General features: G+C 70.6%; 24 protein-coding genes. 14 read left to right on the top strand and 10 right to left on the bottom strand.

The window, feature by feature from the left end; all coding sequences use genetic code 11:
* The first annotated feature begins 22 nt into the window (after positions 1-22).
* Entirely contained in the window at positions 23-1,222 is a 1,200-nt protein-coding gene (locus ACZ4WS_RS37440) for an acyl-CoA dehydrogenase family protein (RefSeq protein ID WP_467987419.1), read from the top strand.
* Entirely contained in the window at positions 1,222-1,728 is a 507-nt protein-coding gene (locus ACZ4WS_RS37435) for a nitroreductase family deazaflavin-dependent oxidoreductase (protein WP_467987418.1), read from the top strand. Before ACZ4WS_RS37440 ends, ACZ4WS_RS37435 begins: the two co-directional genes overlap by 1 nt.
* A gap of 91 nt (positions 1,729-1,819) precedes the next feature.
* Here ACZ4WS_RS37435 and ACZ4WS_RS37430 read toward each other — a convergent pair whose 3' ends face one another.
* On the bottom strand, positions 1,820-2,440 hold the full coding sequence (locus tag ACZ4WS_RS37430; protein ID WP_467987417.1) for a LysE family translocator: 621 nt from the start codon (positions 2,438-2,440) through the stop codon (positions 1,820-1,822).
* An 82-nt stretch (positions 2,441-2,522) separates the two neighbouring features.
* Here ACZ4WS_RS37430 and ACZ4WS_RS37425 point away from each other — a divergent pair, with 82 nt between their 5' ends.
* Positions 2,523-2,975 (top strand): Lrp/AsnC family transcriptional regulator, encoded by a 453-nt coding sequence (locus ACZ4WS_RS37425; RefSeq protein WP_467987416.1) that lies wholly within the window; start codon positions 2,523-2,525, stop codon positions 2,973-2,975.
* 105 nt (positions 2,976-3,080) lie between these two features.
* On the opposite strand, the gene ACZ4WS_RS37420 is transcribed toward ACZ4WS_RS37425, so the two are convergent.
* Positions 3,081-3,716: a TetR family transcriptional regulator gene (locus tag ACZ4WS_RS37420; RefSeq protein WP_467987577.1), complete on the bottom strand. Its 636-nt coding sequence runs from the start codon at positions 3,714-3,716 to the stop codon at positions 3,081-3,083.
* Positions 3,717-3,896: 180 nt separating this feature from the next.
* On the opposite strand from ACZ4WS_RS37420, the gene kbpA reads away from it, so the two are divergent.
* Complete coding sequence (gene kbpA / locus ACZ4WS_RS37415; protein WP_467987414.1) at positions 3,897-4,616, top strand: AfsK-binding protein KbpA; 720 nt, start codon at positions 3,897-3,899, stop codon at positions 4,614-4,616.
* 170 nt (positions 4,617-4,786) lie between these two features.
* Positions 4,787-7,111: an outer membrane protein assembly factor BamB family protein gene (locus ACZ4WS_RS37410; protein WP_467987412.1), complete on the top strand. Its 2,325-nt coding sequence runs from the start codon at positions 4,787-4,789 to the stop codon at positions 7,109-7,111.
* 359 nt (positions 7,112-7,470) lie between these two features.
* On the opposite strand, the gene ACZ4WS_RS37405 is transcribed toward ACZ4WS_RS37410, so the two are convergent.
* From ACZ4WS_RS37405 to ACZ4WS_RS37395, 3 genes are read right to left on the bottom strand one after another with little or no spacing between them, the layout of a single operon-like run.
* A complete protein-coding gene (locus ACZ4WS_RS37405; protein WP_467987410.1) occupies positions 7,471-8,247 on the bottom strand; it encodes an enoyl-CoA hydratase/isomerase family protein in 777 nt (258 codons plus the stop codon).
* The gene (locus tag ACZ4WS_RS37400; protein ID WP_467987575.1) at positions 8,244-8,675 is read right to left on the bottom strand and encodes a Zn-ribbon domain-containing OB-fold protein; all 432 of its coding nucleotides are present in this window, start codon (positions 8,673-8,675) and stop codon (positions 8,244-8,246) included. Before ACZ4WS_RS37400 ends, ACZ4WS_RS37405 begins: the two co-directional genes overlap by 4 nt.
* 29 nt (positions 8,676-8,704) lie before the next feature.
* Positions 8,705-9,862, bottom strand: a complete 1,158-nt coding sequence (locus ACZ4WS_RS37395) for a lipid-transfer protein (protein ID WP_467987409.1) — start codon at positions 9,860-9,862, stop codon at positions 8,705-8,707.
* Between the two features lie 168 nt (positions 9,863-10,030).
* On the opposite strand from ACZ4WS_RS37395, the gene ACZ4WS_RS37390 reads away from it, so the two are divergent.
* Positions 10,031-11,635 (top strand): FadD3 family acyl-CoA ligase, encoded by a 1,605-nt coding sequence (locus tag ACZ4WS_RS37390; protein WP_467987407.1) that lies wholly within the window; start codon positions 10,031-10,033, stop codon positions 11,633-11,635.
* 8 nt (positions 11,636-11,643) lie between these two features.
* Here ACZ4WS_RS37390 and ACZ4WS_RS37385 read toward each other — a convergent pair whose 3' ends face one another.
* The 3 genes from ACZ4WS_RS37385 to ACZ4WS_RS37375 all read right to left on the bottom strand — a co-directional run bounded on the left by ACZ4WS_RS37385 (position 11,644) and on the right by ACZ4WS_RS37375 (position 13,773).
* Positions 11,644-12,480 carry a hypothetical protein gene (locus ACZ4WS_RS37385; protein WP_467987406.1) on the bottom strand — a complete coding sequence of 279 codons (837 nt, stop codon included), beginning with the start codon at positions 12,478-12,480 and terminating at the stop codon, positions 11,644-11,646.
* A gap of 230 nt (positions 12,481-12,710) precedes the next feature.
* The gene (locus tag ACZ4WS_RS37380; RefSeq protein ID WP_467987405.1) at positions 12,711-12,941 is read right to left on the bottom strand and encodes a DUF397 domain-containing protein; all 231 of its coding nucleotides are present in this window, start codon (positions 12,939-12,941) and stop codon (positions 12,711-12,713) included.
* Positions 12,907-13,773 (bottom strand): helix-turn-helix domain-containing protein, encoded by an 867-nt coding sequence (locus tag ACZ4WS_RS37375; RefSeq protein WP_467987404.1) that lies wholly within the window; start codon positions 13,771-13,773, stop codon positions 12,907-12,909. Before ACZ4WS_RS37375 ends, ACZ4WS_RS37380 begins: the two co-directional genes overlap by 35 nt.
* Before the next feature lie 151 nt (positions 13,774-13,924).
* On the opposite strand from ACZ4WS_RS37375, the gene ACZ4WS_RS37370 reads away from it, so the two are divergent.
* Together ACZ4WS_RS37370 and ACZ4WS_RS37365 are read left to right on the top strand one after the other, a co-directional pair.
* The gene (locus tag ACZ4WS_RS37370) at positions 13,925-14,152 is read left to right on the top strand and encodes a hypothetical protein (RefSeq protein WP_467987403.1); all 228 of its coding nucleotides are present in this window, start codon (positions 13,925-13,927) and stop codon (positions 14,150-14,152) included.
* Positions 14,149-14,523 carry an ATP-binding protein gene (locus tag ACZ4WS_RS37365; protein ID WP_467987402.1) on the top strand — a complete coding sequence of 125 codons (375 nt, stop codon included), beginning with the start codon at positions 14,149-14,151 and terminating at the stop codon, positions 14,521-14,523. Before ACZ4WS_RS37370 ends, ACZ4WS_RS37365 begins: the two co-directional genes overlap by 4 nt.
* 494 nt (positions 14,524-15,017) lie before the next feature.
* Here ACZ4WS_RS37365 and ACZ4WS_RS37360 read toward each other — a convergent pair whose 3' ends face one another.
* Both ACZ4WS_RS37360 and afsR read right to left on the bottom strand, forming a co-directional pair.
* On the bottom strand, positions 15,018-15,191 hold the full coding sequence (locus ACZ4WS_RS37360) for a hypothetical protein (RefSeq protein WP_467987400.1): 174 nt from the start codon (positions 15,189-15,191) through the stop codon (positions 15,018-15,020).
* 208 nt (positions 15,192-15,399) lie between these two features.
* The gene (gene afsR, locus ACZ4WS_RS37355; RefSeq protein ID WP_467987398.1) at positions 15,400-18,351 is read right to left on the bottom strand and encodes an SARP-family global regulator AfsR; all 2,952 of its coding nucleotides are present in this window, start codon (positions 18,349-18,351) and stop codon (positions 15,400-15,402) included.
* A 222-nt stretch (positions 18,352-18,573) separates the two neighbouring features.
* Between afsR and ACZ4WS_RS37350 the strand changes: the two genes are divergently transcribed.
* The 6 genes from ACZ4WS_RS37350 to ACZ4WS_RS37325 all read left to right on the top strand — a co-directional run bounded on the left by ACZ4WS_RS37350 (position 18,574) and on the right by ACZ4WS_RS37325 (position 26,181).
* Positions 18,574-19,839, top strand: coding sequence for an amidohydrolase family protein (locus ACZ4WS_RS37350; protein ID WP_467987574.1), 1,266 nt, complete (start codon positions 18,574-18,576; stop codon positions 19,837-19,839).
* Positions 19,840-19,922: 83 nt separating this feature from the next.
* Entirely contained in the window at positions 19,923-20,864 is a 942-nt protein-coding gene (locus tag ACZ4WS_RS37345; RefSeq protein WP_467987397.1) for an LLM class F420-dependent oxidoreductase, read from the top strand.
* An 8-nt stretch (positions 20,865-20,872) separates the two neighbouring features.
* A complete protein-coding gene (locus tag ACZ4WS_RS37340) occupies positions 20,873-21,649 on the top strand; it encodes an SDR family NAD(P)-dependent oxidoreductase (RefSeq protein WP_467987396.1) in 777 nt (258 codons plus the stop codon).
* Between the two features lie 98 nt (positions 21,650-21,747).
* Positions 21,748-22,866 carry an LLM class flavin-dependent oxidoreductase gene (locus ACZ4WS_RS37335; protein ID WP_467987394.1) on the top strand — a complete coding sequence of 373 codons (1,119 nt, stop codon included), beginning with the start codon at positions 21,748-21,750 and terminating at the stop codon, positions 22,864-22,866.
* 118 nt (positions 22,867-22,984) lie between these two features.
* Positions 22,985-24,715, top strand: coding sequence for an N-acyl-D-amino-acid deacylase family protein (locus ACZ4WS_RS37330; RefSeq protein ID WP_467987393.1), 1,731 nt, complete (start codon positions 22,985-22,987; stop codon positions 24,713-24,715).
* On the top strand, positions 24,712-26,181 hold the full coding sequence (locus ACZ4WS_RS37325) for an aldehyde dehydrogenase family protein (RefSeq protein ID WP_467987392.1): 1,470 nt from the start codon (positions 24,712-24,714) through the stop codon (positions 26,179-26,181). The genes ACZ4WS_RS37330 and ACZ4WS_RS37325 overlap by 4 nt, the downstream gene beginning before the upstream one ends.
* The last annotated feature ends 90 nt before the right edge of the window (positions 26,182-26,271 follow it).

Genomic DNA, 26,271 nt, shown 5'->3' with positions numbered 1-26,271 from the left:
CGGCCCGGGGAGGAGTCCGCCCATGGACGCCCGTTTCACCGCCGAACAGGACGAGATCCGCCGTACGGTCCGGGAGTTGCTGCTCAAGCGTTGCGGCCCGGAGGAGCTGCGGGCCGCCGTGCGGACGCCCGCCGGGTACGACGCGGCGCTGTGGGAGGCGCTCGCGCAGCAGCTCGGGCTGTCCGGGCTCGCCCTTCCCGAGGCGTACGGCGGTGTCGGCTGCTCGGCGACCGAACTCGCCCTCGCCTGCGAGGAGACGGGGCGCGCCCTCGCCCCCTCGCCGCTTCTCTCCACGGCCGTCCTCGCGGCCCCGCTGATCCTCGCCCTCGGCACCGAGACGCAGCGCACCGAGCTGCTGCCGCGCCTCGCCTCCGGTGCGCTGACCGCCGCCCTCGCCGTGCCGGGTGCGGGGCTCGCGACAGCGCTCGGTCTGGTCGGCGACAACCGCGGGGACTGGGCGGGCGGCGGGCGCGCCGGGGGCGTACAGGCGCGGCGCGTCGAGGGTGCCTGGCGCCTCTATGGGCAGGCGGCGCAGGTGCTGGGCGGACAGAGCGCGGGGCTTCTCGTGGTGGCCGCGCACACTGGGGGGTTCGCTCGGTCGCGGACGCTGTTGTTCCTGGTGAGGGAGGGCGCCGAGGGGCTCGTACGGGTGCGGCAGACGTCGTTGGACGAGACGCGGCCCCAGGCCCGGCTGGAACTCCGGGATGTGGACGCCGAGTTGCTCGGCGAGGACGGCTCCGACGTGCCCGGCGCGCTCGCCGCCGTCGGGGATTCGGCCGCCGCCGTGCTCGCCACCGAGGCCGTGGGCGCCGCGGACCGGGCGCTGGAGCGGACGGTCGAGTACGTGCGGCAGCGGGAGCAGTTCGGGCGGGCGATCGGGTCGTTCCAGGCCGTGAAGCACCGGCTGGCGGATGTGTATGTGCAGGTGCAGGCGGCACGGTCGGCGGCGTACTACGCGGCCTGGGCGAGCGGTACGGGTGCCGAGCGCGTGGGCGGGCTCGCGCTCGCCCAGGCCCTGGAGGCGCTGCGCACCGCCGCCTCCGAGGGCATCCAGCTGCACGGCGGCATCGGCTTCACCTGGGAGCACGAGGCCCATCTCTACTTCAAGCGCGCGTCCGGCGACGAGCTGCTCTTCGGGCCGGTGCACCGGCTGCGGGGGTACGCGGCCGACGCCGCGCATCTGTTCGACGCCGACGTCGACGGCGGGGAGGTGGCGGTCTGATGGCCCGGAAGACGGTCCCTGGAGTCCGGCTGGTGCAGAAGGTGTCCTCGACCCGGACCTTCGCGAAGGTCGCCCCGCATCTCATCCCCGCCCTCGACCGCGCGGTGCACCGGCTGACCCGCGGCAAGGTGCTGCTCAGCGCGCAGATGCTGCCGGGGGTCGTCCTCACCGCGCGCGGCGCCAAGAGCGGGCTGGAGCGGCGTACGCCGCTGGCCTGTATGCCGGAGGCCGCCGAAGGCGCCGGTCCGGGCGGTCCCGGCAGCTGGATCCTCATCGGCTCCAACTTCGGGCGCACGGACCACCCCGCCTGGACCGGCAATCTCCTCGCCCATCCGGACGCCCGGATCAGCTGGAAGGGCGAGGACATCCCCGTGACGGCGCATCTTCTGGAAGGGGAGGAGCGGGACGCGGCGTGGAAGGCGGTGCTGGCGTTCTGGCCGCCGTACGCCACGTATCAGGCGCGGATCGATCGCGAGATCAGGTTGTTCCGGATCGTACGGCGCTGAACTGTTGTCCGGATCGTGCGGCGCTGAGCTGTTGTCCGGATCGTGCGGCGCTGAGCTGTTCCGGATCGTACGGCGCTGAGTCGGTGTGCTCTCACAGCGTGGCCAGCCGCTCCACCAGCAGGAACCCGCCGATGCCGAGCATCGCGGCCCCGGAGGTGCGGGCCACCGCACGGGCGGCCGCGGGCCTGGCGCGCAGGACGGCGCGGGCCAGCAGGCCGACCGTGAGGTAGACGGCGGCGCAGTTGGCCATGTGGACCGCGCCGAGCAGGCCGGTCTGCACGGCCACCGGCGCCCCGGCCCCCGGCCTGAGGAACTGCGGCAGTACGGAGAGATAGAGCAGGAGCCCCTTGGGGTTGAGGCCGCTGATCCCGGCGCCGCGCAGAAAGGTGCGTACGGGGGATGCCGTGGGAGCGTCCGCGGCCGCCCCCGGAGTCGCGGGCCTGCGCAGTACCCCCCACCCCAGCCACACCAGATACCCGGCCCCCGCCACGGTCAGCGCCGTGAGCAGTCCCGGTGAGCCCGCCACCAGGACCGCCAGCCCGGCCACCGCGAGCAACGTGTGCCCCGCGTACCCGGCGACCAGGCCCGAGACGGCCGGGATCACCGAGCGGTCGCGCAGCCCCGCCGAGATCGCGTACGCCCAGTCGGCACCCGGAACACACACCAGCAGCAAATCCACGGCGAGAAAAGCCGTGACCAATCCCCAATCCATACTGGGGACATTAGGCGTGATTGCCCCAAAGGTGTTTCCGAAGTTTGCCCATGATCGCGAGATCTGGGGGAAGATCTGCCTCATGGATGCCGTGGACCAGAAAATTCTTGCCGAGCTCCAGCAGGACGGGCGGCTGACCGTGACGGAGCTGGCCGCGCGGGTGCGGCTGAGCGTCTCGCCGTGTCACCGGCGGCTGCGGGAGCTGGAGCGGTCCGGTGCCATCCGGGGTTATCGCGCGATCGTGGACCCGGCCGCCGTCGGTCTGAACTTCGAGGCGCTGGTCTTCGTCTCGATGCGCCAGGAGGACCGGGACACCATCGCCGACTTCGAGCGCGCGCTGGCCGGCATCCCCCACGTCCTGGACGCGCAACGGCTCTTCGGAGAGCCGGACTATCTGCTGCGGGTCGCCACCGCCGACCTCGCGGCCTTCCAGCGGCTCTACGACGACCGGCTGGCGACGCTGCCGGGCGTGCAGCGGCTGACGTCCACGCTGGTGATGAAGCACGTCGTCACCGACCGGCCGCTGCCCGCGTAGCCCTCCCCGCAGCGCAGCAGGCGGCAGCCCGTACCGGTGGAAGGCCGGTGGACTGCCGCCTGCATGACAGGAGTTGAGCCTGGGAAAAGGGAGTGCTGCCCGGTGCTACTTGGTCGGCTTCTTGCCGGTGACTCCAAGGTGCACCAACAGCGCCAGATTCGGCTTGAGTTCAGCCTGCTTGACGCCCCACGTCTGGAAGCCCTTCTGGTGCGAGGCCACCGCCGCGAGCATGGCGACGAGGGAACCGGCCATCGCCGCCGGGGTCACGTCCTTGTCGACCTTGCCCTTGGACTGGAGGTCGGCGACTGTGTCCGTAAGGGAGTTGTTCACGGAGTTCAGGATCTTCATGCGGATCTTGTAGAACCGTTTGTCGCCCTCGGCGGCGCCCAGGTCGACGACCCTGAGGATCGCGTCGTTCTTCCGCCAGAACTCCAGAAAACCGTCGACGAGTTCCTGGGCGGTCTGCCAGCCGGCCTTGCCGACCCAGGAGCGCCCTTCGAGCAACTGGGTCAATCCCGCGCCCTCCGCGGCCATTTGCTCGGCGATCTCCAGGACGGCGCCTTCGACGTCCGGGAAGTACTGGTAGAAGGTCGCGGGTGAAGTGCCCGCCTTCCGGGCGACATCAATGACTTTGACGTCCCGGTAGGGCGAGGAGCTGAGCATCTCGCTGAGGCAGTCGAGCAGCTTCTGCCGGGTCGCCTGCCCTCGCCGTCCGGCCACACGGCCGTCGACGGTACGCACTTGTCCTGTCATGCCGTCAGCTTACCGAGGGGTGATCGGAGCGCGATTCGGCCGACTGCAAATGGGGTGGGGCCGCTCGGAACGGGGGATGCGGGTGGGGTGTGAGCCATTGCGTGCGACGGATCCGGATCGGGTGTGAGCCACCGCGCGCGGCCGATGAATGGCCGTTAGCTTGACCGCATGGCTGTATTCACGGAAGGCGTCCCCTGCTGGGTCGACGCACAGCTCCCCGACGTCGAGGCGGGCAAGCGCTTCTATGGCGAGCTCTTCGGCTGGACCTTCCACGAGGGCGAGGGCGAGGGGTACGGCCACTACACGCGGGCGTACAAGGAGGGGGAGGTCGTCGCGGGGCTCGTGTCCAAGCGCGACGGCCGGATGCCCACCGTATGGACGGTGTACTTCGCGACCCCGGACGCCACCGCGCTCGCCGCCCGGATCAGGGCCGCGGGCGGGCAGGTGATCACCGCGCCGACGCCGGTCGGTTCGCTCGGCACGACGGCCCTCGCGACCGACCAGGAGGGCGCCGTCTTCGGCCTCTGGCAGGCCGGTACCCACCCCGGTTTCGGCGCACGGCACGAGCGGGGCTCCTTCTGCTGGGCCGAGCTGTACGCCCGGGACACCGCGGCCGTCGACCAGTTCTACGGCACCCTCTTCCACGATGCCCTCTTCGGCCCCGACGCCTCACCCGACTTCGGCCGCGTCCCCGTCTCCGATGTCTTCCCGGCCGAAATGCCGCCCCACTTCCTGGTCCACTTCGGCGTCGAGGACTGTGACGCCACACTCGGGACGGTGAACCGGCTCGGCGGACGCGTCCAGGCGACACCCTTCGACACGTCGTACGGACGGGTGGCCGTGGTCACGGACAATCAGGGGGCGTCGTTCGCCGTACTTCAGCGGTGACGCATGGGCTTTTTGTCCCGAGACACCCCGATTCGCCTCCGGGTTCGCAACCTGTGGCCCGGCCAGGAAGAATCGGGGTGCGTGCCGCCAGGGCGGTGCGGTGGTGAGACGCTGCACGGGGCCGCGTTCATACGTGGATGACGTGGCTCGTACGGGGAGGTGGCAGGCAAGTGGTGGATCAGCTGACGCAGCACGATCCGCGTCGGATCGGGCCGTTCGAGGTGCTGGGACGGCTGGGTGCCGGCGGCATGGGGCTGGTCTATCTCGCGCGCTCGGCGTCCGGCCGGCGCGTGGCGATCAAGACGGTCAGGACGGAGCTCGCAGAGGACCAGCTGTTCCGGGTCCGCTTCTCGCGCGAGGTCGAGGCGGCCCGCGCCGTGTCCGGTTTCTACACGGCGGCCGTGGTCGACGCCGACGCGCGCGCCGCCGTGCCGTGGCTGGCCACCGCGTACGTGCCCGCGCCCTCCCTCGAAGAAATAGTGAATGAGTGCGGGCCGCTCCCGGCCCAGGCGGTGCGCTGGCTGGCGGCCGGCGTCGCGGAGGCGCTGCAGTCCATCCATGGCGCGGGGCTCGTCCACCGTGACCTGAAGCCGTCGAACGTCCTGGTGGTCGAGGACGGACCGCGCGTCATCGACTTCGGTATCGCCTCCGGCGTCTCGAACACCCGTCTGACCATGACGAACGTCGCCGTCGGTACGCCCGCGTACATGTCGCCCGAGCAGGCCAAGGACTCGCGCAGCGTGACCGGCGCGAGCGACGTCTTCTCGCTCGGCTCGATGCTCGTCTTCGCCGCGACGGGGCACGCACCCTTCCACGGCGCGAACCCGGTCGAGACGGTCTTCATGCTGCTGCGGGAGGGCCCGGACCTCGAAGGCCTCCCGGACGAGCTGAGGCCGCTGATCGAGTCCTGCATGCAGATGGAGGCGACGGCCCGCCCCAACCCGGCCGACCTCCAGGCGCAACTGGCGCCCCACCTCTTCGGCTCCGGCTCCGACGACAGCGGTACGGCGTCGGCGTGGCTGCCCGAGCGCGCGGTGGGCCTGATCGAGGCGCGCCGCGGGGGTCGTCCGGCCGTGAAGCCGTCGCCCGGCGGCGGGGGGCGCAGTGGAGGGCGTGCGGTCGTGCCCGCGCCGCCCTCGCACGCTCCCGTGCCGGTGGGAGCGCCCGACACGGGCCCCGTGCGGCTCGCCGGCGCCCAGGTGCCCATCGGCCCCGGTCCGCGCGTCGCCGACGCCCGCGCCGCCGCCGTCAAGGCGCCCCCTCCCGAGGCGGGCCTCGCCGCGACCTGGTCCCGGCCGCGCACCGGCGTGAACGGCGCCGACCCCGCGCCCACCGTCGCGCCGCCCGTCACTCCGGACTCCCCGTCCGGCTGGCGGCCCTGGCGCTTCCGCATGTCGAACGACGTCTGGGGTACGCCCGCGGTCGCCGACGACCTCGTCTACGTCACCTCCTTCGAGGTCCACGCGCTGGACGTGGCGACCGGCCGGCGCCGCTTCAAGACGCGGGACGTGGCCTGGTCGATGGCGGTGGCGGACGGCCGCATCCACGCCTCCGACGGCCCGACGCTCTTCGCCCTGGACGCGAGGGAGGGCGCGGACCTCTGGCGCCTGTCGACCGATGCCTGGGTGTACTCCCTCAAGGCCGACCGCGGGACCGTCGTCACCGCCACGCGCGGAGGCGGCGTACAGGCCTGGGAGGCCGTCAACGGGCAGAAACTGTGGGAGATCACCGGCGCCCAGACGGACTTCGAGTCCCCGGAGGCCGGGCCCGCCGTCCACGACGGCACGGTGTACGTCTGGAAGGACGCCCGGCTGCGCGCCCTGGAGGCCCGTACCGGCGAGGAACGCTGGTCGTACCCGATCGGCGACGCGGCCTCCTGCGGCGGCGTCCCGGTCCGCCTGACCCAGGCCCCCGACGGCTATGTCTACGTCTCCGCCGGCACCCGCGTCCTCGCCATCGACGCGGCGAGCGGTCACGTCCGCTGGCACTTCGAGGCCCCGGCGGTCTTCCTCTGCCCGCCCACCTTCGCCCCGGGCCCGGCGGTGACGGGCGGCGGCGTCTACCTGGCCGACTACCTCGGCACGGTCTACGCCCTCGACGCCACCGACGGCCGCGACCGCTGGCGCATCGCGACCGAGTCCCGCGCCTCCATCGAGCCGGTTCTCGTCGCCGCCGGTCACGTCCACGTCGGCAGCGGCAAGGGTCTCTACACCCTCGACGCCGTCACCGGCACACCGAAGTGGCGCTTCCAGGCGGGCGGCGACCTGGTGGGCGCCCCCGCCGTCGCCGAGGGCCGCATCCACTTCGGCTCGACCGACCACCTCCTCTACACCCTCAAGGCCGACGACGGCCGCTTGCGGTGGAAGCTCGCGACGGGTGGCGAGATCACGGGGGCACCGGTCGTCAAGGACGGCGTGGTCTACGCCTGCAGCAAGGACCGCTGCGTGTACGCGCTGGACGCCGAGAAGGGGACGGGGACGGCTCGAACGGCGTGAGCCCACTCCTCAAACGCCGGAGGAGGGCTTTCAACCTGTCCGGCGTTTGAGGACGAGGCCGTTCAGGCCGATAGCGGGGTCTGGGGGCGCAGCCCCCAGGTACGGGACGGGTAGGGGCGGAGGGGGCGAAAAACCACCCCACCCAGGCGTCGTCCAACCCCTCGTGACGGCCGTCGCACCAGGCACGGAAGGGGCTCGAGACGGCGGCCGTCGCTCCGAGGAGCAGCAAGCATCGACCCGAGTACGTCACGCACCACACTCAGGCGTCCTCACCACTCTCGATGCCGACGCTACGCCGGGTCCGACGCGGTCGCCACGCGACGGCACCCCCGCTGAGCTGCGGCAGCCGACAGGCGCCGCTACCGCAGCCGAAACTCCGCCCGCCGCGCACCGAACAGCCCCGCCTGCCGCTCCCCCGGCAGATTCCCCAGCGAAACCAGCTGCGGCGCATGCGCGAGTGCCTGTGCCCGCGCCGCCTCCTTCGCCAGCCACAGCGCTCGCACGGTCCCCTGCACGGCCTCGACCGGATAGGAGGCGATGACGGCGGCGCAGTCCACCGCGGCCGCCAACGCGCCCCCGGGCGCGGTGAGTTCGGAGACCATCCCCACCTCGTACGCCCGTCGCGCCGAGATCCGCTCGGCGGTCCCCATCAACGCCATCCGCGCCACCTCACCGAACGGCATCCGCTGCGCCATGTAGATCGACTCGTACGCGCTGACCATGCCGTACGTGGTGTGCGGGTCGAAGAAGGTCGCCTCTTCGTCCGCCACGACGAACTCCGCCTCCCCCAACAGATAGAAGGCACCCCCGCAGGCGATCCCGTTCACGGCGGCGATCACCGGCTTCCACAGGTCGTTCGCCTTCGGTCCGATGGCGACCAGCGGATCGTCCACCATGTAGGGGGAGTTGGACTGCGGAACGTCGACGCCCCGGTCGATCCCCGTGCAGAAGGCCCGCGTGCCGGCCCCGGTGATGACGAGGGCCCGTACGGAGTCGTCGAACCGGAACTCCCGCCAGGCGGCGGCGAGTTCGGCGGCCGTGTCGAGATCGATGGCGTTGAGCTTCGCGGGCCGGTCGAGGGTGAGGACGGCGACGCCGGTGTCCTTGTCGGCGGTCACACTCAGACCGCCGCTCACGACCGCTCCAGGACCCAGCGGGGGAGCGAGAGCCCGTCCGCATCCGCCCGCGTGAAGACCACCTGCACCCGCGCCCCGATCCGAATCCGCTCCGGAGTAACGGAGTTGAGCGGCGCCTCGGCCCCACTCACCAGATTCCCCACGAGCCGTATCCGCGGCGCTTCCACCAGCTCCACCACGATCGCGTTGTACGGGGCCTGCGCCGCGTAGGCGGCGAGGAGCGGCGGATGGGGAAAGACGTACGACCACACACGCCCTCTCCCGCTCATCTTCCGCCACTCGCTCGCGAAGGAGTGGCAGTGCGGGCAGCAGGGTCGGGGCGGGAAGCGGAGCTCGCCGCAGTCGGCGCACGCCTGGATCCGGAGTTCGCCCTGCGCGGCGTACTGCCAGAAGGGGGCGCCGTCGTCGTCGAGGACGGGGGAGAGCAGAGAGTCGTTCATGGGCATGGGTCAGCTCCTCAGGACCTCAGAAGGAGGGCGGAGGTCGGAACCCCCTCCCCGGCCGTGACCAGGCAGGTGGCGGCCCCCGGCACCTGCGCCGTACTCGTGCCCCGCAACTGCTTCACACCCTCATTGATGAGGTTGAAGCCATGCACGTACGCCTCGCTGAGCCCGCCCCCGCCGGTGTTGAGGGGCAGCCGCCCCCCGATTTCCAGCGCCCCGCCCTCGGTGAACGCGGCGCCTTCCCCCCTCCCGCAGAAGCCGTACCCCTCCAGGGAGAGCGGTATGAGGGGCGTGAACGCGTCGTAGATCTGCGCCACGTCCACGTCCTCCGGCGCGAAGTCGGCGTGTTTCCACAGGTGCCGGGCGGCGGTCCAGGCGGGCCCGGTGAGCGGATCGTCGTTCCAGTAATTGACCATGCCGTGGTGCTGGGCGGGCAGCCCCTGAGCGGCGGAGTGGACGTAGACGGGCTTCTTCGGACAGTCCCGTGCCCGCTCGGCCGACACGATGACACACGCCAACGCCCCGTCCGTCTCAAGGCAGTTGTCGAAGAGGCAGAGGGGTTCGCTGATCCAGCGGGAGGTCATGTACATCTCGCGGGTCAGTGGCCGCTCGTACATGATCGCGGAGGGGTTCTGGTTGGCCCTGTTCCGGCAGGCGAGGGCGACGTTGAAGAGGTGATCCCTGGTCGCGCCGTACTCATGCATGTACCGACGGGCCAGCATGCCGATCTCGTCGGCGGGCCGCAGCAGCCCGAAGGGGCGGGTCCACTGAGCGGGGGTGGGGAGTTGGACGGCGGTGTTCTTCCACGGCCGGGGCCCGCTCCCCCTCTTCCGCGACCGCCAGGCGACACCGACCGTGGCCTGCCCGGTGGCGATGGCGGCGACCAGATGCGCCACCGTCGCGCACGATCCGCCCCCGCCGTATCCCACCTTGCTGAAGAAGGTGAGATCACCGAACCCGACCGCCTTCGCCACCTCCACCTCGTCGGTCTCCTCCATCGTGTAGGAGGCGAGGCCGTCGACCTCGGCGGGCGCGATCCCGGCGTCGTCGAGGGCGGCGAGAATCGCACGACAGGCCAAGGCCTTCTCGGACTGGGGGAGTTGCTTGGCGAAGGGAGTCTGTCCGATCCCCACGATGGCCGTGGCGTCCTTGATCCCCGCCGTTCCCCCCATCGTTCCCCCCACCGTGCTCCCCGCGGCCCTTCCCGCGGCTCTCCCCGCCGTGCTCCTTGCCATGGGCGCACACCTCACTGTGGAGTTGGGCTGCTGACAGGGCGTCAGGCTACAGCTAATCTGACGGGTAGTCAGCTAGTGGACGGTTCGTTCGTGGGGAGGCGTGCGATGCGCGGAGACCTGGAGTGGGGGAGCATCCCCGGGCTGGTCCGGGCGGCGGCCGAACGGTACGCCGACGCCGAGGCGGTCGTCGAGGGCCGTACGCGCATCTCCTACGCCGAGCTCGGCGCCCGCGTGGAACGCGCGGCGGCGGCCTGCGTCGCGAACGGCGTACGGCTCGGCGACCGCGTCGCCATCTGGGCCCCCAACACCCTCGACTGGATCGTCTCCGCCCTCGGCGCGGTGTCCGCGGGCGCGGTCCTCGTCCCGCTGAACACGCGCTTCAAGGGCACGGAGGCGGCGTACGTCCTGTCCCGGAGCCGGGCCCGGCTGCTGTTCGTGACGGGCACGTTCCTGGGGACGTCGTACGTGGCGTCGCTGCGGCGTGCTGCATCGGAGGGGCCGGGCGCGGGCCCCCTGCCGGGCCTCCCGCACCTGGAACAGGTGGTCGTCCTCTCGGACGACGCCCCCGCCGACTTCCGTACGTGGAAGGACTTCCTGGCGAGCGGGGAGGGAGTGGCAGCGGCCGAGGTACGAGCCCGCGCCGCGGCTCTCTCCGGGGCCTCCCCCTCGGACATCATCTTCACGTCGGGGACGACGGGCCGCCCCAAGGGCGCGGTGATCACCCACGAGCAGACGCTGCGCGCATACGCCGTCTGGAGCGAGCTGTCGGGCCTCCGCGAGGGCGACCGCTATCTGATCGTGAACCCCTTCTTCCACACCTTCGGCTACAAGGCGGGCATCGTGGCCTGTCTGATGCGCGGCGCGACGATGATCCCGCAGCCGGTGTTCAACGTGGACACGGTCCTGGCGAACATCGCCGCCGAGCGCATCTCGGTTCTCCCAGGCCCTCCCACCCTCCACCAGTCACTCCTGGACCACCCCTCCCGGGACGCGTACGACCTCTCGGCCCTGCGCCTCGTGGTGACGGGCGCGGCGGTGGTCCCCCTCCGCCTGGTGGAACGCCTGAAGTCGGAACTGAAGATCGACACGGTCCTCACGGCGTACGGCCTCTCCGAGGCGAGCGGCATCGTCACGATGTGCCGCCGCGGGGACGCGCCATCGGTGATCGCGTCGACGTCGGGGCGGGCGATCGCGGATACCGAGGTACGGGTGGTGGACGCGACGGGTGCTGTCGCCGCGCCCGGCACTCCCGGCGAGGTCCTCGTCCGCGGCTTCAACGTCATGCAGGGCTACTTCGAGGACCCGGCGGCCACGGCGACGGTCCTGGACGCGGACGGCTGGCTGCGCACCGGCGACGTCGGCGTCCTCGACTCCTCCGGGAACCTCCGCATCACCGACCGCATCAAGGACATGTTCATCGTCGGGGGCTTCAACGCCTACCCCGCCGAGATAGAGCAACTGCTGGGCCTGCACCCGGACGTCGCGGACGTGGCGGTGATCGGCGTGCCGGACGGACGCCTGGGCGAGGTGGGCAAGGCGTACGTGGTCCGCCGGGCGGGGGCCGTGGTGACCGCGGACGACCTCATCGCGTGGGCGCGACGGGAGATGGCGAATTACAAGGTGCCGCGGGTGGTGGAGTTCGTGGGGGAGCTGCCTCGGAATGCGAGTGGGAAGGTGGTGAAGGGGGAATTGCGGTCGCGCACCTCATGAGTCACGACTCATGACGCGCGGCCGCGGAGCTGCGCGAGGGCGGCCTGGATCTCCCCGAACATCATCGCGGGCCGGCGGAAGACGTCCACGGCGGTGTACCGGAGGAGGAGGCGGACCTCTGGGCACTGGAGGACCTGGTTGAAGCGAGCGATGTCCTGGCGGTGCGCTTCGCGGCTGCCGTGGTAGGCGTACCCCTCGATCTCCACGGCCAGCCCCTCGGCCCGGAAGAGGAAGTCCAGGTAGCGGCGGCGGCCGTCGGGCGTACGGAGTTCGACCTGGGTCTCGGGGCGCAGACCCGCGTCGTACAGGCGCAGACGCGCGATGGTCTCGGCGGGCGAGCCGCAGTTCGGGTCGGCGAGCTTCAGCCGGAGGCACGCTCTTTCGCGCCCGCGCAGGGGGGCTTCGAGGGCGAGAGCGATCAGGGAGGTGTTGGTGAGCGGCGGACGCCGGACACCGCCGATCCGCCGCCAGGTGAGGGCCGACTCGACGGCAACGAGAGCGTCGTCCCGGGACCCACCCCGGAGAAGATCGGCGAGCGTACGCCCGACGCTCGTGACGCGAAGCCCCTCTCGCCACGCCAGGTCCGCGTCGTCGAGGGCCATACGGTGAACGACCACCCCGCTCCCCTCGCGGCGGATCGTGAGCTCGGGGTCGATGAACTCCAGGCTCCCGTCGGCCGCCGACACCGGGTCCAGCGTCTCGATCCCCCAGAGCACGGCCGCCGAACGGTGACTCACGACGAGCCCCGGCTTGAGCAGCTGCACGGCCCGGAGCCGGGCGGCAAGATCCGCGTCCCGCCCCGGCTCGATCCAGGCGCCCGCCTGGATCCGGGTCCATCCCTCCACAGCGAGCTTCCGAAAGAGAGTTGGCCTCGGCCACCCGGCCTCAAGGGCACGCGAAGCGAGCAGAACACCCGCGTCAGCCAACTCCCCCAGCCCCACCCGCTCCATACCCCCACTCTCCCGCACCCCCCAAGCCACCACTTCCCCCTGTGGATAACGCGGGTGGGGGTGCGTCGGCGATGGGGGATTGGCAGATGCGTACCAGCGGCGGGGGTGGGCCACCAGGCATTGCGTCACAACGGGTGGGACGTATCTGCCAATTGGCCGCGCCGCAGGGCTGCTACGAAGGAGTGCCAGGCGGGGGATTGGAAGAGGAGGACGGGGCCGTTCGGGGACTTGGAGTCTCGGACGGGAGTGAGTCCGGGGAGGCCGGTGGCGATCTCGACGCAAAGCCCACCATCGCCGTTGCTGTAACTGCTCTTACGCCAGTCAGCAGCGCTCAAGTCCACTTGGAAGCTTGCCATTTCGGTAGTCCTCGGCCGCCTGCTCGATCATTCTCAGGGATACCTCCGGCGGCAATGCGGCGGCCCTGAGCCGATCGTAGGCTTTCGTGTACTGCCTCACGAGCCCTGGATCATCGATGACCTGACCGCTGTACATGCCCTCGGTGTACATGAGCGGAGGGGCATCTTCAAAGGTCAGGAACCTTGTCGTCCCCATCATGAAGGGGTGTGCTCCGGCATTCCACGGAAGAATCTGTGGAATGAAGCCGCGACGCCCTGCCACTTCGGCGACGTGGGCGAGCTGCTCTGCCATCTCGGCATCCCCGAGGATCGGTTGCCGTAGTACTGCTTCATGGAGAACGATCCAGGACTCGGGGGCTTTCGGGTCTTCGAAGAGCCATGCCCGCTCACGGCGAGCGGCCACTTTCGCGGCGATGGCATCTTCGGCCTCCAGAGGATGCGCCGCGTGGATCACAGCCCGGATGTACGGTTCCAGTTGCAGTGAGCCCGGGATGAGGATGGGGTCCCAGTCCTCGATCTCCTGAGCACGTCCTTCCAGCTCCACAACATCGGCGTAGTACTCCGCGTGTCCGCCCTTTCGAGCCTTCCGCACATCCGCACAGCGTCGCTCGAAGAACCCGTCAGTCTTCAGTACTTGATCGACGTGGCAGGCCAGCCGCTCCGGCATGCGGCGCTCCCCGCGCTCGATCTCGCTGAGGTGGCTCTGACCGTAGAAGCTCCCCTCGACCAGTTGCTGAAGCGTGAGCCCCGCAGCTTCCCGCTTCCACCGCAACTCCTTGCCGTAGAACGTCGGGACGCTCTCCGAGCCGTCGATGTCCTTGCGCCGCACCATGGGCTACCGCCAATTCCACAACCGCCGTGCCGAATTCCACAGTTCGTGCCCGGGAGCCCAAACCCCTTTTACGGTACGCCGCTTCGCGTCAACGTGTGACTGGTTCGTCACGGAACGTACGGACGCAGGCGCGCACAGGAAGGCGTACCCCATGCAGGACCCTCAACCTCCCACCACCGCCAATGACATGGAACGCAGCGTGGACGAACTCCGCGCGGCCCTCGCCGCCCACGGCATCACGTTCCCGTCCCTGCGCGTGGACCTGCCGAGCTTCGCCGGCACGTATCCGCCCCCGGCGGGGCTGGTCGCGCTCGGCAACTGCAACACCGCCACCGCGCGCAAGCTCGCCGCCGTACTCCAGAAGGCGGCCCAACGGTGAACGTGCCGCCGCACCTTGAGCTCGACCTGCTCGCCCTTCCCAAGGCCGTCCCCGACCTGCGTCGTACAGTGCGCCAGTACCTGGACGCGCCTTGTGCCGATGTCCAGCTGTGTGTCACGGAGCTGGTCGGCAACGTCATCCGGCATCTGGGGGAGGGCACGCCCGTTCGCGTACGGGTGGTGCGGGTGGACGGGCGGACCCGGGTCGAGGTGGCCGACCCCGACCCCCGTGCCCTCCCCGTTCTCCTGCACGCCACGGGCGACGCGGAGTCCGGGCGTGGCCTGGCCTTGCTCGACGCGGTGGCGCTGCGGTGGGGCGTGGAGCAGGGAGTGGCGGGCAAGACGGTGTGGTGCGAGCTGGGGGAGGCGTAATGCTGGTGCTCTGGGTGTCACGTCTGGCCGCGCTGCTGCTCCCTGGCACCGGTCGGCGACGGTCCGGTCGGCGGCGGCTCGGGCCCGTGGGGGAGCCGCCGGTCCAACCGTGTTCTCGGCGGTGGGTGAGTGAGGTGTTACCCCCTCCTCGCCCGTCGCTCCCACGCAGTCCGTACGCCCGCGAAGCCGCCACGGATCACCGCGTCGACGTCACTGGCATTCCGCTCACCCGTCCCTACTACCGTGCGGCGGAGAAGCGCCGACTCCAGGGAGAACGCCGCCTTGCGTTGGTCCTGGCCCTGGAAGGTATCGATTGCGGTTCCTCGTTGAAGAGCTGGGCGGTCTGAGGCGCTGGACGCAACTGGGGCCGAGCTTGAGCTCGGCCCCACGGTGCGGCTTGAGGTGTTGGGCTTGATCCGCGAACCGGACACACATCGGCCGCGACGGCTCCCCCTCCGCGCCGCCGCGGCCGATCCCCGTGTGGTGTGGTCTGCTCAGGCAGGCTCGTCCGTGGCGTGGATGTTGTCCGTGGACGCGTCGCCGGACTCCTCGCTCGGAGCGATCGGGTTCTTGGTGGTGAGCGGCTCGCTCGTGGCGTGGATGTTGTCCGTGGTCGCCGTCGGCTCGTCCGTGGCGTGGATGTTGTCGGTGCTGGTCTCGTCGCTCATGACTGGCTCCCCTGGCAGTTTTCGATGCAATGGTTCGGAAAGGCCCGCCCGGCAACTCCCCCGAGGGCCGCCGGACGGGCACTTCTGGGCCGGTTCACCTTAGAGGTGCGGCCACTCGCCGTCCCGTCTGCCCCCCGACGCGACGGATCGACATGCATGAGAGTGCCGGGTGGCGATAAACGAACGATGAACGCCCAGACGTCAGGCCTCAGGCAACTGCCAGTGGATTGAGCAGGGCTCTCACCGTGTCGGCCTCAGAGGCGTCCAACGCCTGGAAGATATCCAGGGATTCGCGCCAGCAGACCTGGGCTCGACCGGATTGCCCGATGCCGCTCAACGCCCGGCCGAGGACGATGAGGACGTTGCCCTTGCGCCAGTCGCCACCGATGCCGCGCAGGACCGTCAGGGCCATTTCGGCGTTCGCGGCCGCCTGCGCCGGGCGCTGGGCGGCAAGGTCGGCCTCGGCGAGACGGAAGAGGGACATGCCCTCCCACAGGCGTTGGCGGCTGCTCCGGAACACCGTCAGCGCCTCGCCCAGGCGTGCTGCGGCCTCGGACAGCCGACCGCTCTGCGTGAGCGCGAGGCCCAGCGCGTACCGGCCGTTGGCGCCCTTGAGTTCGTGGCCCATGGCGTCGTACATGTCGGTGCCTTGCTGGGCCAGGGAAACCGCGCTGCCGGTCCGCCCGGTCGCCAGGTGGATGCGGGAGAGGTTGCAGAGTGCGCTCGCCTCGCCGGGCTCGTCGGCACAGGCACGGAAGCGTTCGATCGCCCGGGTGAGGTGTGCCTCGCCGTCCTCGTATTGGTTCTGGTAGAGGGCGATAACGCCGAGGGTGTTGAAGGCCCAGCAGCTCGTCAAGTGGTCGGTGTCATCCGCGAGTTCGGCCGCCCTCGCGGCCTCTTGGCCGGCGGGGTCGAAGCGGCCGGTGATGTGGTGGACGTAGGCCAGTGTGATCAGAGCGCGTGCCTCCGCGCGCGGGTCCGCAGCGTCTTGTGCGGCTTTACGCAAAGCGGTTGCAACGCCTTCGTAGGTCTTGGAGTTGGTTCCGGACTCCGCCAGATCGACCGCCGCCCACAGGAGGTCGACGGCACGCCTCACCGTCCCGGGCTCCGTGGACTGGCGAGCGCACGCGAGCATGCAGATCGCTTCGGAATACAGCCAGTCCTGAGCCCGGTGCCGGTCGTCGAACGTCAGCCCCGGGTACTCCGCGACCTCCAGATGATCCACCAGCCGATCCCCCGGCCGCTCGATCGCATAAACCCCGGCCGCCGTCGCCAAGTAGAAGTCCAGCAACCGCGACATGGCCGCATCCCGCTCACTCGACGGCTGCTCATCCCGTTCCGCGCAGGCACGCGCGTAGAGCCGTACCAGGTCGTGGTAGCGGTACCGGCCGGGAGCCGCCGACTCGAGCAATGACGTGTCGACCAGGGACTCCAGCAGGTCCTCGGTGGCCTCGACCGGCAGGTCGAGCACCGCGGCCGCGGCGGCCAGCGAGATGTCCGGGCCGTCGGCCAGGCCCAGCAGCCGGAAGGCGCGTGCCTGGGCCGACTCCAGCTGGCCGTAGCCCAGCTCGAAGGTGGCCTTCACCGCCAGGTCGCCCGCCTGGAGTTCGTCCAGACGACGGCGCTCGTCGGCGAGCTTCGCCGCCAGGACCGACACCGTCCACGTACGCCGCGCGGCCAGTCGTGACGCCGCGATACGGATCGCGAGCGGCAGGAAGCCGCAGGCCGCGACCACGTCGAGGGCGGCCTCGCGCTCGGAGGCGACCCGCTCCTCGCCGACGATCTTGGTGAAGAGCTGGAGGGCCTCCTCCGGGCTCATCACATCCAGGTCCACCAGATGCGCCCCCGCCAGGTCCACCATCCGCACCCGGGAGGTGACGAGGGCCGCGCAGCCCTCCATCCCCGGAAGCAGCGGACGCACCTGCGCGGCATCCCGCGCGTTGTCCAGCAGCACCAGCACCCGACGGCCGTCCAGAACCGAGCGGTACAGGGCCGAGCGCTCCTCCAGGGAGTCGGGGATCGCGGAGTCGGCCGTGCCGAGGGCCCGCAGGAAGGCGCCCAGGACCGTCTCCGGTTCCGCCGCTCTCGAGCCCGCGCCCTGCAGGTCGACGTACAGCTGTCCGTCGGGGAAGGCGCCGCGCGCCTGGTGTGCGACGTGCACGGCCAGCGTCGTCTTGCCGACGCCCCCGATGCCCGCCAGCGCGGACACCGCCATCACGCTGCCCTCGGCGGTGGAGGCGGAGGCGAGGACGCGGCTGAGTTCCTGGACGAAGGCGTTGCGGCCGGTGAAGTCGGTGACCGTGGCCGGGAGTTGGGCGGGGCGGACCGGTGCGGCGGTGGGCTCGGCCGCCGGGGCGGACGGTCCCGCGAGGCCCGGGTCCGCCTGCAGGATCCGCTGCTGGAGTTCCTTCAGGCCCGCCCTCGGGTCCACGCCCAGCTCGTCGGCGAGCAGGCGCCGCGTGTCCGCGTACACCGCGAGGGCCTCCGCCTGGCGGCCGCTGCGGTACAGCGCCAGCATCAGCAGTTCGCGCAGGCGTTCGCGGAGAGGGTGGGCCGCCGTGAGGGCGGTCAGTTCGGAGACCGCCTCGGCGTGGCAGCCCTGTTCCAGGTCCATGTCGAGCAGCGTCTCGAGGAGCTGGAGCCGCCACTCCTCCAGGCGCGCCCGCTGTGTCTCCGCGTACGGGCCCGGCACGTTCGCCAGCGGTTCGCCGTCCCACAGGCTCAGCGTCTGCCGCAGCACCTCGCGGGCGTGGCAGAGGCCCCCGGCACTGCGGGCCTTCTCCGCGTCCGCCGCCAGTTCCTGGGCCTGGGCGAGGTCCAGCGTCCCGCCGCCGGCGGACAGGCGGATCGCGTAGCCGCCCGCCTCGCTGATCAGGACGCCGGGGTCCAGCGTCTTCCTGAGCCGGGACGCGTACGTACGGACGGCGGCCAGCGCCTGGGAGGGGGGTTCGTCGCCCCACAGGGCGTCGATCAGTTCGGAGGCCGTGGCCGTGCGGCCCTCGCGGAGCAGCAGCGCGGCCAGCAGGGCGCGTTGCTGCGGGGACCCCGCGGGCAGGAGATCCTCCCCGCGCCAGGCGCGCACCGGGCCGAGCACGCTGAAGCGCAACGCCGCCGATTCCTCGGGACGCCACTGCTCCGGCACTCGCGGCACATCGTCCATCGCTGTCCCCCTGCTGAACCGTCAGTACAACGAGGCCAGTTTGCCTTGTTCATGGCGGATGCGTCAGCCGTGCGAGACAGGATCGCAGGCAGGCTCACGGGACACCACAAGGTCCTCACACTGCCTCCCCACACATCCGCACAGACTCGCTCAATCCGGAGCCGCCGAACCAGGTAGCTGACGGACCGTCAGATCAGCGCTACCGTGGCCCGTATGGAGACCATGCAGACCACGGAGACCGCGGAGAGCCTCTCGACTCCCTCACCCCCCTCAATTCCCTTCCCGCAGATCATCTCGGTCGACGACCACACGGTGGAGCCCCCCGACGTCTGGCAGGACCGGCTCCCGAAGAAGTACCTGGACACCGGACCCCGCATCGTCCGCGCCCCGCTGAAGGAAATGAGCTTCCTGGGCGGGAAGTTCGCACCCGTCATGGGCAACCCCGGCGACGACGGTCCCATCGGCGACTGGTGGATCTACGAGGACCTGCACCGGCCCCTCACCCGCCTCGACACCGCCGTGGGATACGACCGGGACGAGATACGGCTCGAAGTCATCACGTACGAGCAGATGCGACCGGGTTCGTACGACGTGCCCCAGCGTCTGGCCGACATGGACGTCAATCACGTCCAGTCCGCCCTCTGCTTCCCCACCTTCCCCCGCTTCTGCGGCCAGACGTTCACCGAGGCCAAGGACCGTGAGCTGGGGCTTCTGGGCGTCAAGGCCTACAACGACTGGATGGTGGAGGAGTGGTGCGGGCCCGCGGCCCAGGGCCGTCTCATACCGCTCACGCTCATCCCCCTCTGGGACCCCCGGCTTGCGGCGGAAGAAGTACGCCGTAATGCCGCCCGTGGCGTACGCGCGGTGGCCTTCTCCGAGATCCCGCCCCATCTGGGGCTCCCCTCCATCCACACCGACGACTGGGACCCCTTCCTCGCCGCCTGTGACGAGACCGGCACCGTCATCGCCATGCACATCGGCTCCAGCAGCAAGATGCCGTCGACCTCCGCGGACGCCCCGCCCGCCGTCGGCTCCACCATCACCTTCGCCAACTGCTGTTTCTCGATGGTGGACTGGCTGATGAGCGGCAAGTTCGAGCGCTTCCCGAACCTGAAGGTGATGTACGCGGAAGGGCAGATCGGCTGGATCCCCTACATCCTTGAGCGCGCGGATGTGGTGTGGGAAGAGAACCGCGGCTGGGGCGGCGTCGCCGACAAGGTCCACCGGCCGCCGTCCGAGCTCTTCGCCGACCACGTCTACGGCTGCTTCTTCGACGACGCCTTCGGCCTCAGGAACCTCGACGCGATCGGCGTCGGCAACGTGCTGTACGAGACCGACTACCCCCACTCCGACTCCACCTGGCCGGAGTCCAGGCAGGTAGGCGAGGCCCAGATGGGGCACCTCGACGCGGACGTGGTCGACCGGATCGTACGGCGCAACGCGATTGAGCTGCTGGGGCTCACCAAGGACGGTCTCTGGGCGCCCTGAATCCCGGCCGACCCCTTGTCTGACGGTTCGTCAGCTACGACCATGAGTCCATGTGACGAACCGTCAGACGAAGGGTGCCGCCCATGCAGGTGCTGCCGGAGAGTGACCGGCTGGCGTACGGAATGCAGCTCCCGATCCAGTCCCAGAGCACCATCTACGCGGAAGGCTGGGAGGCCACCGCCACCCCCGCCGACCTCGTCGAGATCGCCCGCAGCGCCGACCGCTCCGGCTTCGCGTACCTCGCGAGCTGCGACCACGTCGCCATACCGCGGCGCCTCGCGGGCGCGATGAGCACCATCTGGTACGACCCGGTCGCCACGCTCGCCCATCTGGCGGGCGTGACCGAGCGCGTACGGCTGCTCAGTCATGTCGCGATCGTCGGGCTGCGGCATCCGCTCGTCACGGCCAAGCAGTACGCGACGCTCGACCATCTGTCGGGCGGCCGTCTGATCCTCGGGGTCGGCGCCGGACACGTACAGGAGGAGTTCGAGGCACTGGGGGTGGACTTCGAGCGGCGGGGGGCTGTCCTCGACGAGTCCATCGACGCGCTGCGGGCCGCGCTCGGGCCCGATGAATTCCCTGTCCATCACGGGAAGTTGTACGACTTCGAGGGGCTCGGGCAGCGCCCCCGGCCCGCGCAGGAGCACATCCCCGTGTGGGTCGGCGGCTCCTCGCCCGCCGCCGTGCGCCGGGCCGCGCTGCGGGGCGACGGGTGGCTGCCGCAGGGGGATCCGCGCGACCGGCTGCCGGGGCAGATCGCCCGTCTGGGGCGGCTCCGGGCGGAGGCGGGCATCGAAGCCCCCCTCACCGTCGGCGCCATCACCGAGCCGCTGTACGTCGGTGAACCGGGCTGGGATGTCGGGCGGCGCACGGTCAGCGGGCCGCCCGAGGCGCTCGCCGAGTCGCTGCGGGCGTACCGCGCGATGGGGGTGCACCAGATCCAGGTGCGGTTCCGCAGCAGGAGCCGCGCCGAACTCACCGACCAGATCACGGCGTTCGGCGCGGACGTCGCGCCTCACCTCTAAGGAGAGCCATGGGCAAGCTGGACGGACGTGTCGTCCTCATCACCGGCGCGGCGCGCGGACAGGGCGAGCAGGAGGCGCGGCTCTTCGCGGCGGAGGGCGCCCAGGTCGTCATCGGGGACGTACTCGATGATCAAGGGGCCGCGCTGGCCAAGGAGGTGGGGGCGCACTACGTCCACCTCGACGTGGGCCGGGAGGGCGACTGGCGTGCGGCCGTGACGGCGGCCAAGGAGGCGTACGGGCGGATCGACGGGCTCGTCAACAACGCCGGCATCCTGCGCTTCAACGAACTGGTCAGCACGCCGCTCGACGAGTTCCAGCAGATCGTGCAGGTCAACCAGGTGGGTGTGTTCCTCGGGATCAAGACCGTCGCGCCCGAGATAGAGGCCGCGGGCGGCGGCACGATCGTGAACACGGCCTCGTACGCGGGGCTGACCGGCATGGCGTTCGTGGGCGCGTACACGGCGACCAAGCACGCCATCGTCGGCCTCACCCGTGTCGCGGCCCTCGAACTGGCCGCCAAGAAGATCCGGGTCAACGCCGTCTGCCCGGGGGCCGTCGACACCGCGATGAGCAACCCGGCCCAGCTCGACCCGGAAGCGAACGCCGAGGAGATGGGCGAGGCGCTCGACGAGCTGTACAGCAAGCTGGTGCCGCTCGGGCGGATCGGGAAGCCGGAGGAGGTCGCCCGGCTCGCCCTCTTCCTGTCCAGCGAGGACTCCTCGTACATCACCGGGCAGCCGTTCGTGATCGACGGGGGATGGCTGGCGGGCGTGAGCGTTCTCTGACGCCGTATCAGGTATTGACGGTGCATGCGCACGGTGGAACAGTCGGCTCAATGAATCTGACGGTACGTCAGATAACTGGATGGGGACGGTGAACCTCCTTGGAATTCGGGCTCTTTGTACAGGGATATGTGGGCAAGCGGGCCGAGACCGATCCGCTCGCGGAGCACAAGGCGCTGATGGAGGAGACCGAGTACGTCATCCAAGCGGACAAGTCCGGCTTCAAGTACGCCTGGGCGTCCGAGCACCACTTCCTGGAGGAGTACTCGCACCTCTCGGCGAACGACGTCTACCTCGGCTATCTGGCGCACGCGACCGACCGCATCCATCTCGGCTCCGGGATCTTCAACCCGCTCGCCCAGGTCAACCATCCGGTGAAGGTCGCCGAGAAGGTCGCCATGCTCGACCATCTCTCCGAGAACCGCTTCGAGTTCGGCAGCGGCCGGGGCGCCGGCAGCCACGAGATCCTCGGCTTCCTTCCCGGCATCACCGACATGAACTACACCAAGGAGATCTGGGAAGAGACCATCGCCGAGTTCCCGAAGATGTGGCTCCAGGACGAGTACGTCGGGTTCAAGGGCAAGCACTGGCAGCTGCCGCCCCGCAAGGTGCTCCCCAAGCCGTACGGGAAGTCGCACCCCGCGATGTGGTACGCCGCCGGGTCGCCGCCCTCGTACGCCATGGCCGCCCGCAAGGGGCTCGGGGTGCTCGGCTTCAGCGTGCAGAAGGTCTCCGACATGGAGTGGGTCCTTGAGCAGTACAAGACGGCGGTCGTCAACGCCGAGCCCATCGGGGACTTCGTCAACGACAACGTGATGGTGACGACCACCGCGATCTGCGCGCCGACGCACGACGAGGCGATACGGATCGCGGTCGGCGGCGGACTGCACTACCTGCCGTCCCTCGTCTTCCGCTACCACGACACCTTCCCGCGCCCCGAGGGCTTCCCCGTCTGGCCCGAGACGCTCCCCGAGTACAACGCGGAGTTCGTCGAACTCCTCATCGAGGAGGAGCTGTTGATCTGCGGCGACCCGGACGAGGTGCTCACCCAGTGCAAGCGCTGGGAGCAGGCGGGCGCCGACCAGCTCAGCTTCGGACTGCCGGTCGGAGTCCCGCCCGAGTACACGCTCCAGACGATCAAGCTGATCGGCGAGCACGTGATTCCGAAGATCGACACGGATCCGGTGCACCGCACGACCCGGTTCCGCCAGGCCGCCTGAAGCTCCGCCGGGGAAGCCGGGTTGCCGCCGTTGGACTGCGGGCCGTCCGTGGCCGGTCGCGCAGTTCCCCGCCCCCCTTGAGGGCGCGGATCGCACGGTACTTGAGGAGGCAAAGGACATGCTCGACCACCTGATCAGGGGTGCGACCGTCGTCGACGGAACGGGCGGCCCTGCGTTCACCGCCGACGTCGGCATACAGAACGGCCGGATCGCAGCCGTCGGCACGCACATCGGGGAGGCCCGGACGACCGAGGACGCGACCGGGCTCGTCCTCGCCCCCGGCTTCGTCGACCCGCACACGCACTACGACGCCCAGCTGTTCTGGGACCCGTACGCGACCCCGTCCCTGAACCACGGGGTGACGACGGTCGCGGGCGGCAACTGCGGTTTCACGCTGGCCCCGTTGAACCCCTTGAGGCCTGAGGACGCCGACTACACGCGCCGCATGATGTCCAAGGTCGAGGGCATGTCCCTGGTCGCCCTGGAGGAGGGCGCGCCCTGGAACTGGCACACCTTCGGGGACTACCTGGACGCCTTGGAGGGGCGGATCGCCGTCAACGCGGGCTTCATGGTGGGGCACTGCGCGCTGCGGCGGTACGTCATGGGGGCGGAGGCGGTGGGCGGGCAGCCGTCCGAGGTGCAGCTCCAGCAGATGCTGCGGCTCTTCCACGAGGCGATGGACGCCGGGGCCTGGGGCCTGTCCACCACCCAGTCCTCCACCCACTCCGACGGCGACGGGAAGCCGGTCGCCTCCCGGCACGCGGAGCCGGCGGAGCTGCTGGCGCTCAGCAGGGCCATCGCCGACCACGAAGGTACCCAGATCGAGGCCATCGTCGCGGGCTGCCTCGACCAGTTCAGCGACGACGAGATCGATCTGTTCGTGGAAATGAGCGCGGCGGCGGGCCGCCCGCTGAACTGGAACGTGCTGACGATCGACGCCGCCGTCCCCGAACGCGTCCCCCGCCAGCTGGAGGCGAGTGAGCGCGCCCGCAAGGCGGGTGGCCGCATCGTCGCCCTCACCATGCCGATCCTCACGCCGATGAACATGTCGCTGGGCACCTTCTGCGCGCTGAACCTGATCCCGGGATGGGGTGAGGTGCTCGGGCTCCCCGTGCCGGAGCGGATCGCCCGGCTGCGCGACCCGGAGGTCCGTGCGGAGATGCTGCGGCGGGCCGCTTCCAAGGAAGCCGGTGTCTTCCGGCGGCTCGCCAACTTCGGGCGGTACGTCATCGGGGACACCTACAGCGCGGCGAACGAGGGCCTGACCGGGCGGGTGGTGAAGGACATCGCCGCCGAGCGCGGCCAGGAAGCCTTCGAGTGCCTCGTGGAGATCTGCGCCGACGACGACCTGCGTACGGTGCTGTGGCCGATGCCCACCGACAACGACCCCGACTCCTGGGCCCTCCGTCAGGAGACGTGGCGGCACGAGGACGTCATGCTCGGCGGCTCCGACGCGGGCGCCCATCTGGACCGCATGTGCGGAGCGCCGTACACCACCCGGTTCATCGGGGACTGTCTGCGCGGGCGGAAGCTGGTGACGCTGGAGCAGGCCGTGAAGATGCTGACGGACGACCCGGCACGGCTCTTCGGCCTGCGGGAGCGCGGACGCGTCGAGGTGGGATTCCATGCCGACCTGGTGCTCTTCGACCCGGAACGGATCGACGCCGGCAAGGCCACTCTGGTGCACGACCTGCCGGGCGACAGTCCGCGTCTCGACTCCAAGGCGATCGGGATAACGGCCGTGTGGGTCAACGGAGTCGAGGCGATCCGGGGCGATGAGGTGACGGGAGCCGTGCCCGGCAAGGTGCTCCGCTCCGGGCGGGACACGGCGACGGTGAGCACCAGGTGACCGACGACAGGGGGAGGGCCGATGAGCAGAGGCTGTTCATCGGCGGGTCATGGGTGGTGCCCGACAACGGGTTCTACGAGGTGATCGACCCGGCGACCGAGGGCGTCGTCGGGCGGGCGCCCGAGGCCTCGCGGGAACAGGTGCACGCGGCCGCCGCCGCGGCCCGCGAGGCCTTCGGGGCGTGGTCGCGCACGCCCGCCGAGGAGCGGGCCGCCGTCCTCGACCGGGCGGCGGGGATCATCGAGCGCAACTTCGTCCCGTACGCCGAACTCGCCCAGGCCGAGAGCGGCGCCACGACGGCGACGGCGCGCGGAATGCAGGTCGGCGTCGGGGTCGCCCGCTTCCGCCGGTACGCGAAGGCCGAGCCCGTCGAGCAGCCGCTGCCGCCGCAGATCAACGAGGCCGGACCCTTCGGCAAGGCGGCCGTCATGGGCGCACTGGCCGTACGCCAGCCCGTCGGCGTGGTCACCTGCATCACCTCGTACAACAACCCGTGGGCGAATCCGGCGGGCAAGATCGCCCCGGCGCTGGCGATGGGCAACACGGTGGTCGTGAAGCCGGCCCCGCAGGACCCCCTCTCCGTGTACCGGATGGCGGAGGCGCTGGAGGCGGCGGGCGCCCCGCCGGGGGTGGTCAATGTCGTGAGCGGCTCACGCCCGGAGGTGGGCGAGGCCGCGGTGGATTGTGCCGATGTGGACATGGTGAGCTTCACCGGGTCCACGGCCGTCGGGCAGCGGATCGCCGAGGTGTGCGGGCGGGGGATGAAGCGGCAGCTGATGGAGCTGGGCGGGAAGGGGGCGGCGGTCGTCTTCGACGACGCGGATGTCGAGTCGGCCGTGAGGGGTATCGGTACGACCTTCTCGTTCTACAGCGGGCAGATCTGTACGGCGCCGACGCGGGTGCTGGCACAGCGGGGCGTGCACGACCGGCTGGTGGAGCAACTGGCGGCGTACGCCGGGTACTTGAAGGTGGGTGATCCGCGGGAGCAGGGTACGGTGGTCGGCCCCGTCATCTCTGGCGCCCACCGGGACCGCGTCGAGTCGTACGTCGAGCTGGGCCGGAAGGAGGGGGCGCGGGTCGTCACGGGCGGCCAACGCCCCGCTCTCGAACGCGGCTTCTACGTCGCCCCCACCCTCCTCGCCGACTGCACCCCCGACATGCGGGTGGTCCGCGAGGAGATCTTCGGCCCGGTCGTCGTGGTCGTCCCCTTCGAGGACGAGGAGGAGGCCGTAGCCCTCGCGAACGACAGCGACTACGGCCTGATCGACTACGTCTGGTCCGGCGACGTCGCCCGCGCCTTCCGCGTCGCCCGTCGCCTCCGGGCCGGCGGGGTGGGCGTGAACACCGTAGGCCGCAACATGGAGGCCCCCTTCGGCGGCTTCAAGAAGAGCGGCGTGGGGAGGGACGTGGGGTCGTACGCGTTGCACGCGTACAGCGAGGTGCAGGCGATCGTCTGGCCGGGGTGAGGGGACGTGTCCGTCCCTGGGCTCCGCCCCAGATCCCGTTCGCGCAGGTCCCCGCGCCCCTTTTCAGGGGCGCGGGGACCTGCGCAAAAC

The organism is Streptomyces sp. NPDC029292, from assembly GCF_055569295.1.
This window is presented reverse-complemented; position numbering and strand designations above follow the sequence as displayed.

What these genes read in the sequence shown, in the direction of transcription:
- ACZ4WS_RS37375 (WP_467987404.1), bottom strand. Translation starts at nt 13,773, where the DNA reads ATGGTGCGGCGCAAGGACATCGACGGCTCGGAGAGCGTCCCGACGTTC.
- ACZ4WS_RS37395 (WP_467987409.1), bottom strand. Translation starts at nt 9,862, where the DNA reads ATGGGGGGAACGGCGGGGATCAAGGACGCCACGGCCATCGTGGGGATC.
- ACZ4WS_RS37340 (WP_467987396.1), top strand. Translation starts at nt 20,873, where the DNA reads ATGGGCAAGCTGGACGGACGTGTCGTCCTCATCACCGGCGCGGCGCGC.
- ACZ4WS_RS37350 (WP_467987574.1), top strand. Translation starts at nt 18,574, where the DNA reads ATGCAGACCACGGAGACCGCGGAGAGCCTCTCGACTCCCTCACCCCCC.
- ACZ4WS_RS37370 (WP_467987403.1), top strand. Translation starts at nt 13,925, where the DNA reads ATGCAGGACCCTCAACCTCCCACCACCGCCAATGACATGGAACGCAGC.
- ACZ4WS_RS37430 (WP_467987417.1), bottom strand. Translation starts at nt 2,440, where the DNA reads ATGGATTGGGGATTGGTCACGGCTTTTCTCGCCGTGGATTTGCTGCTG.
- ACZ4WS_RS37330 (WP_467987393.1), top strand. Translation starts at nt 22,985, where the DNA reads ATGCTCGACCACCTGATCAGGGGTGCGACCGTCGTCGACGGAACGGGC.
- kbpA (WP_467987414.1), top strand. Translation starts at nt 3,897, where the DNA reads ATGGCTGTATTCACGGAAGGCGTCCCCTGCTGGGTCGACGCACAGCTC.
- ACZ4WS_RS37390 (WP_467987407.1), top strand. Translation starts at nt 10,031, where the DNA reads ATGCGCGGAGACCTGGAGTGGGGGAGCATCCCCGGGCTGGTCCGGGCG.
- ACZ4WS_RS37360 (WP_467987400.1), bottom strand. Translation starts at nt 15,191, where the DNA reads ATGAGCGACGAGACCAGCACCGACAACATCCACGCCACGGACGAGCCG.
- afsR (WP_467987398.1), bottom strand. Translation starts at nt 18,351, where the DNA reads ATGGACGATGTGCCGCGAGTGCCGGAGCAGTGGCGTCCCGAGGAATCG.
- ACZ4WS_RS37345 (WP_467987397.1), top strand. Translation starts at nt 19,923, where the DNA reads ATGCAGGTGCTGCCGGAGAGTGACCGGCTGGCGTACGGAATGCAGCTC.
- ACZ4WS_RS37435 (WP_467987418.1), top strand. Translation starts at nt 1,222, where the DNA reads ATGGCCCGGAAGACGGTCCCTGGAGTCCGGCTGGTGCAGAAGGTGTCC.
- ACZ4WS_RS37425 (WP_467987416.1), top strand. Translation starts at nt 2,523, where the DNA reads ATGGATGCCGTGGACCAGAAAATTCTTGCCGAGCTCCAGCAGGACGGG.
- ACZ4WS_RS37380 (WP_467987405.1), bottom strand. Translation starts at nt 12,941, where the DNA reads ATGGCAAGCTTCCAAGTGGACTTGAGCGCTGCTGACTGGCGTAAGAGC.
- ACZ4WS_RS37440 (WP_467987419.1), top strand. Translation starts at nt 23, where the DNA reads ATGGACGCCCGTTTCACCGCCGAACAGGACGAGATCCGCCGTACGGTC.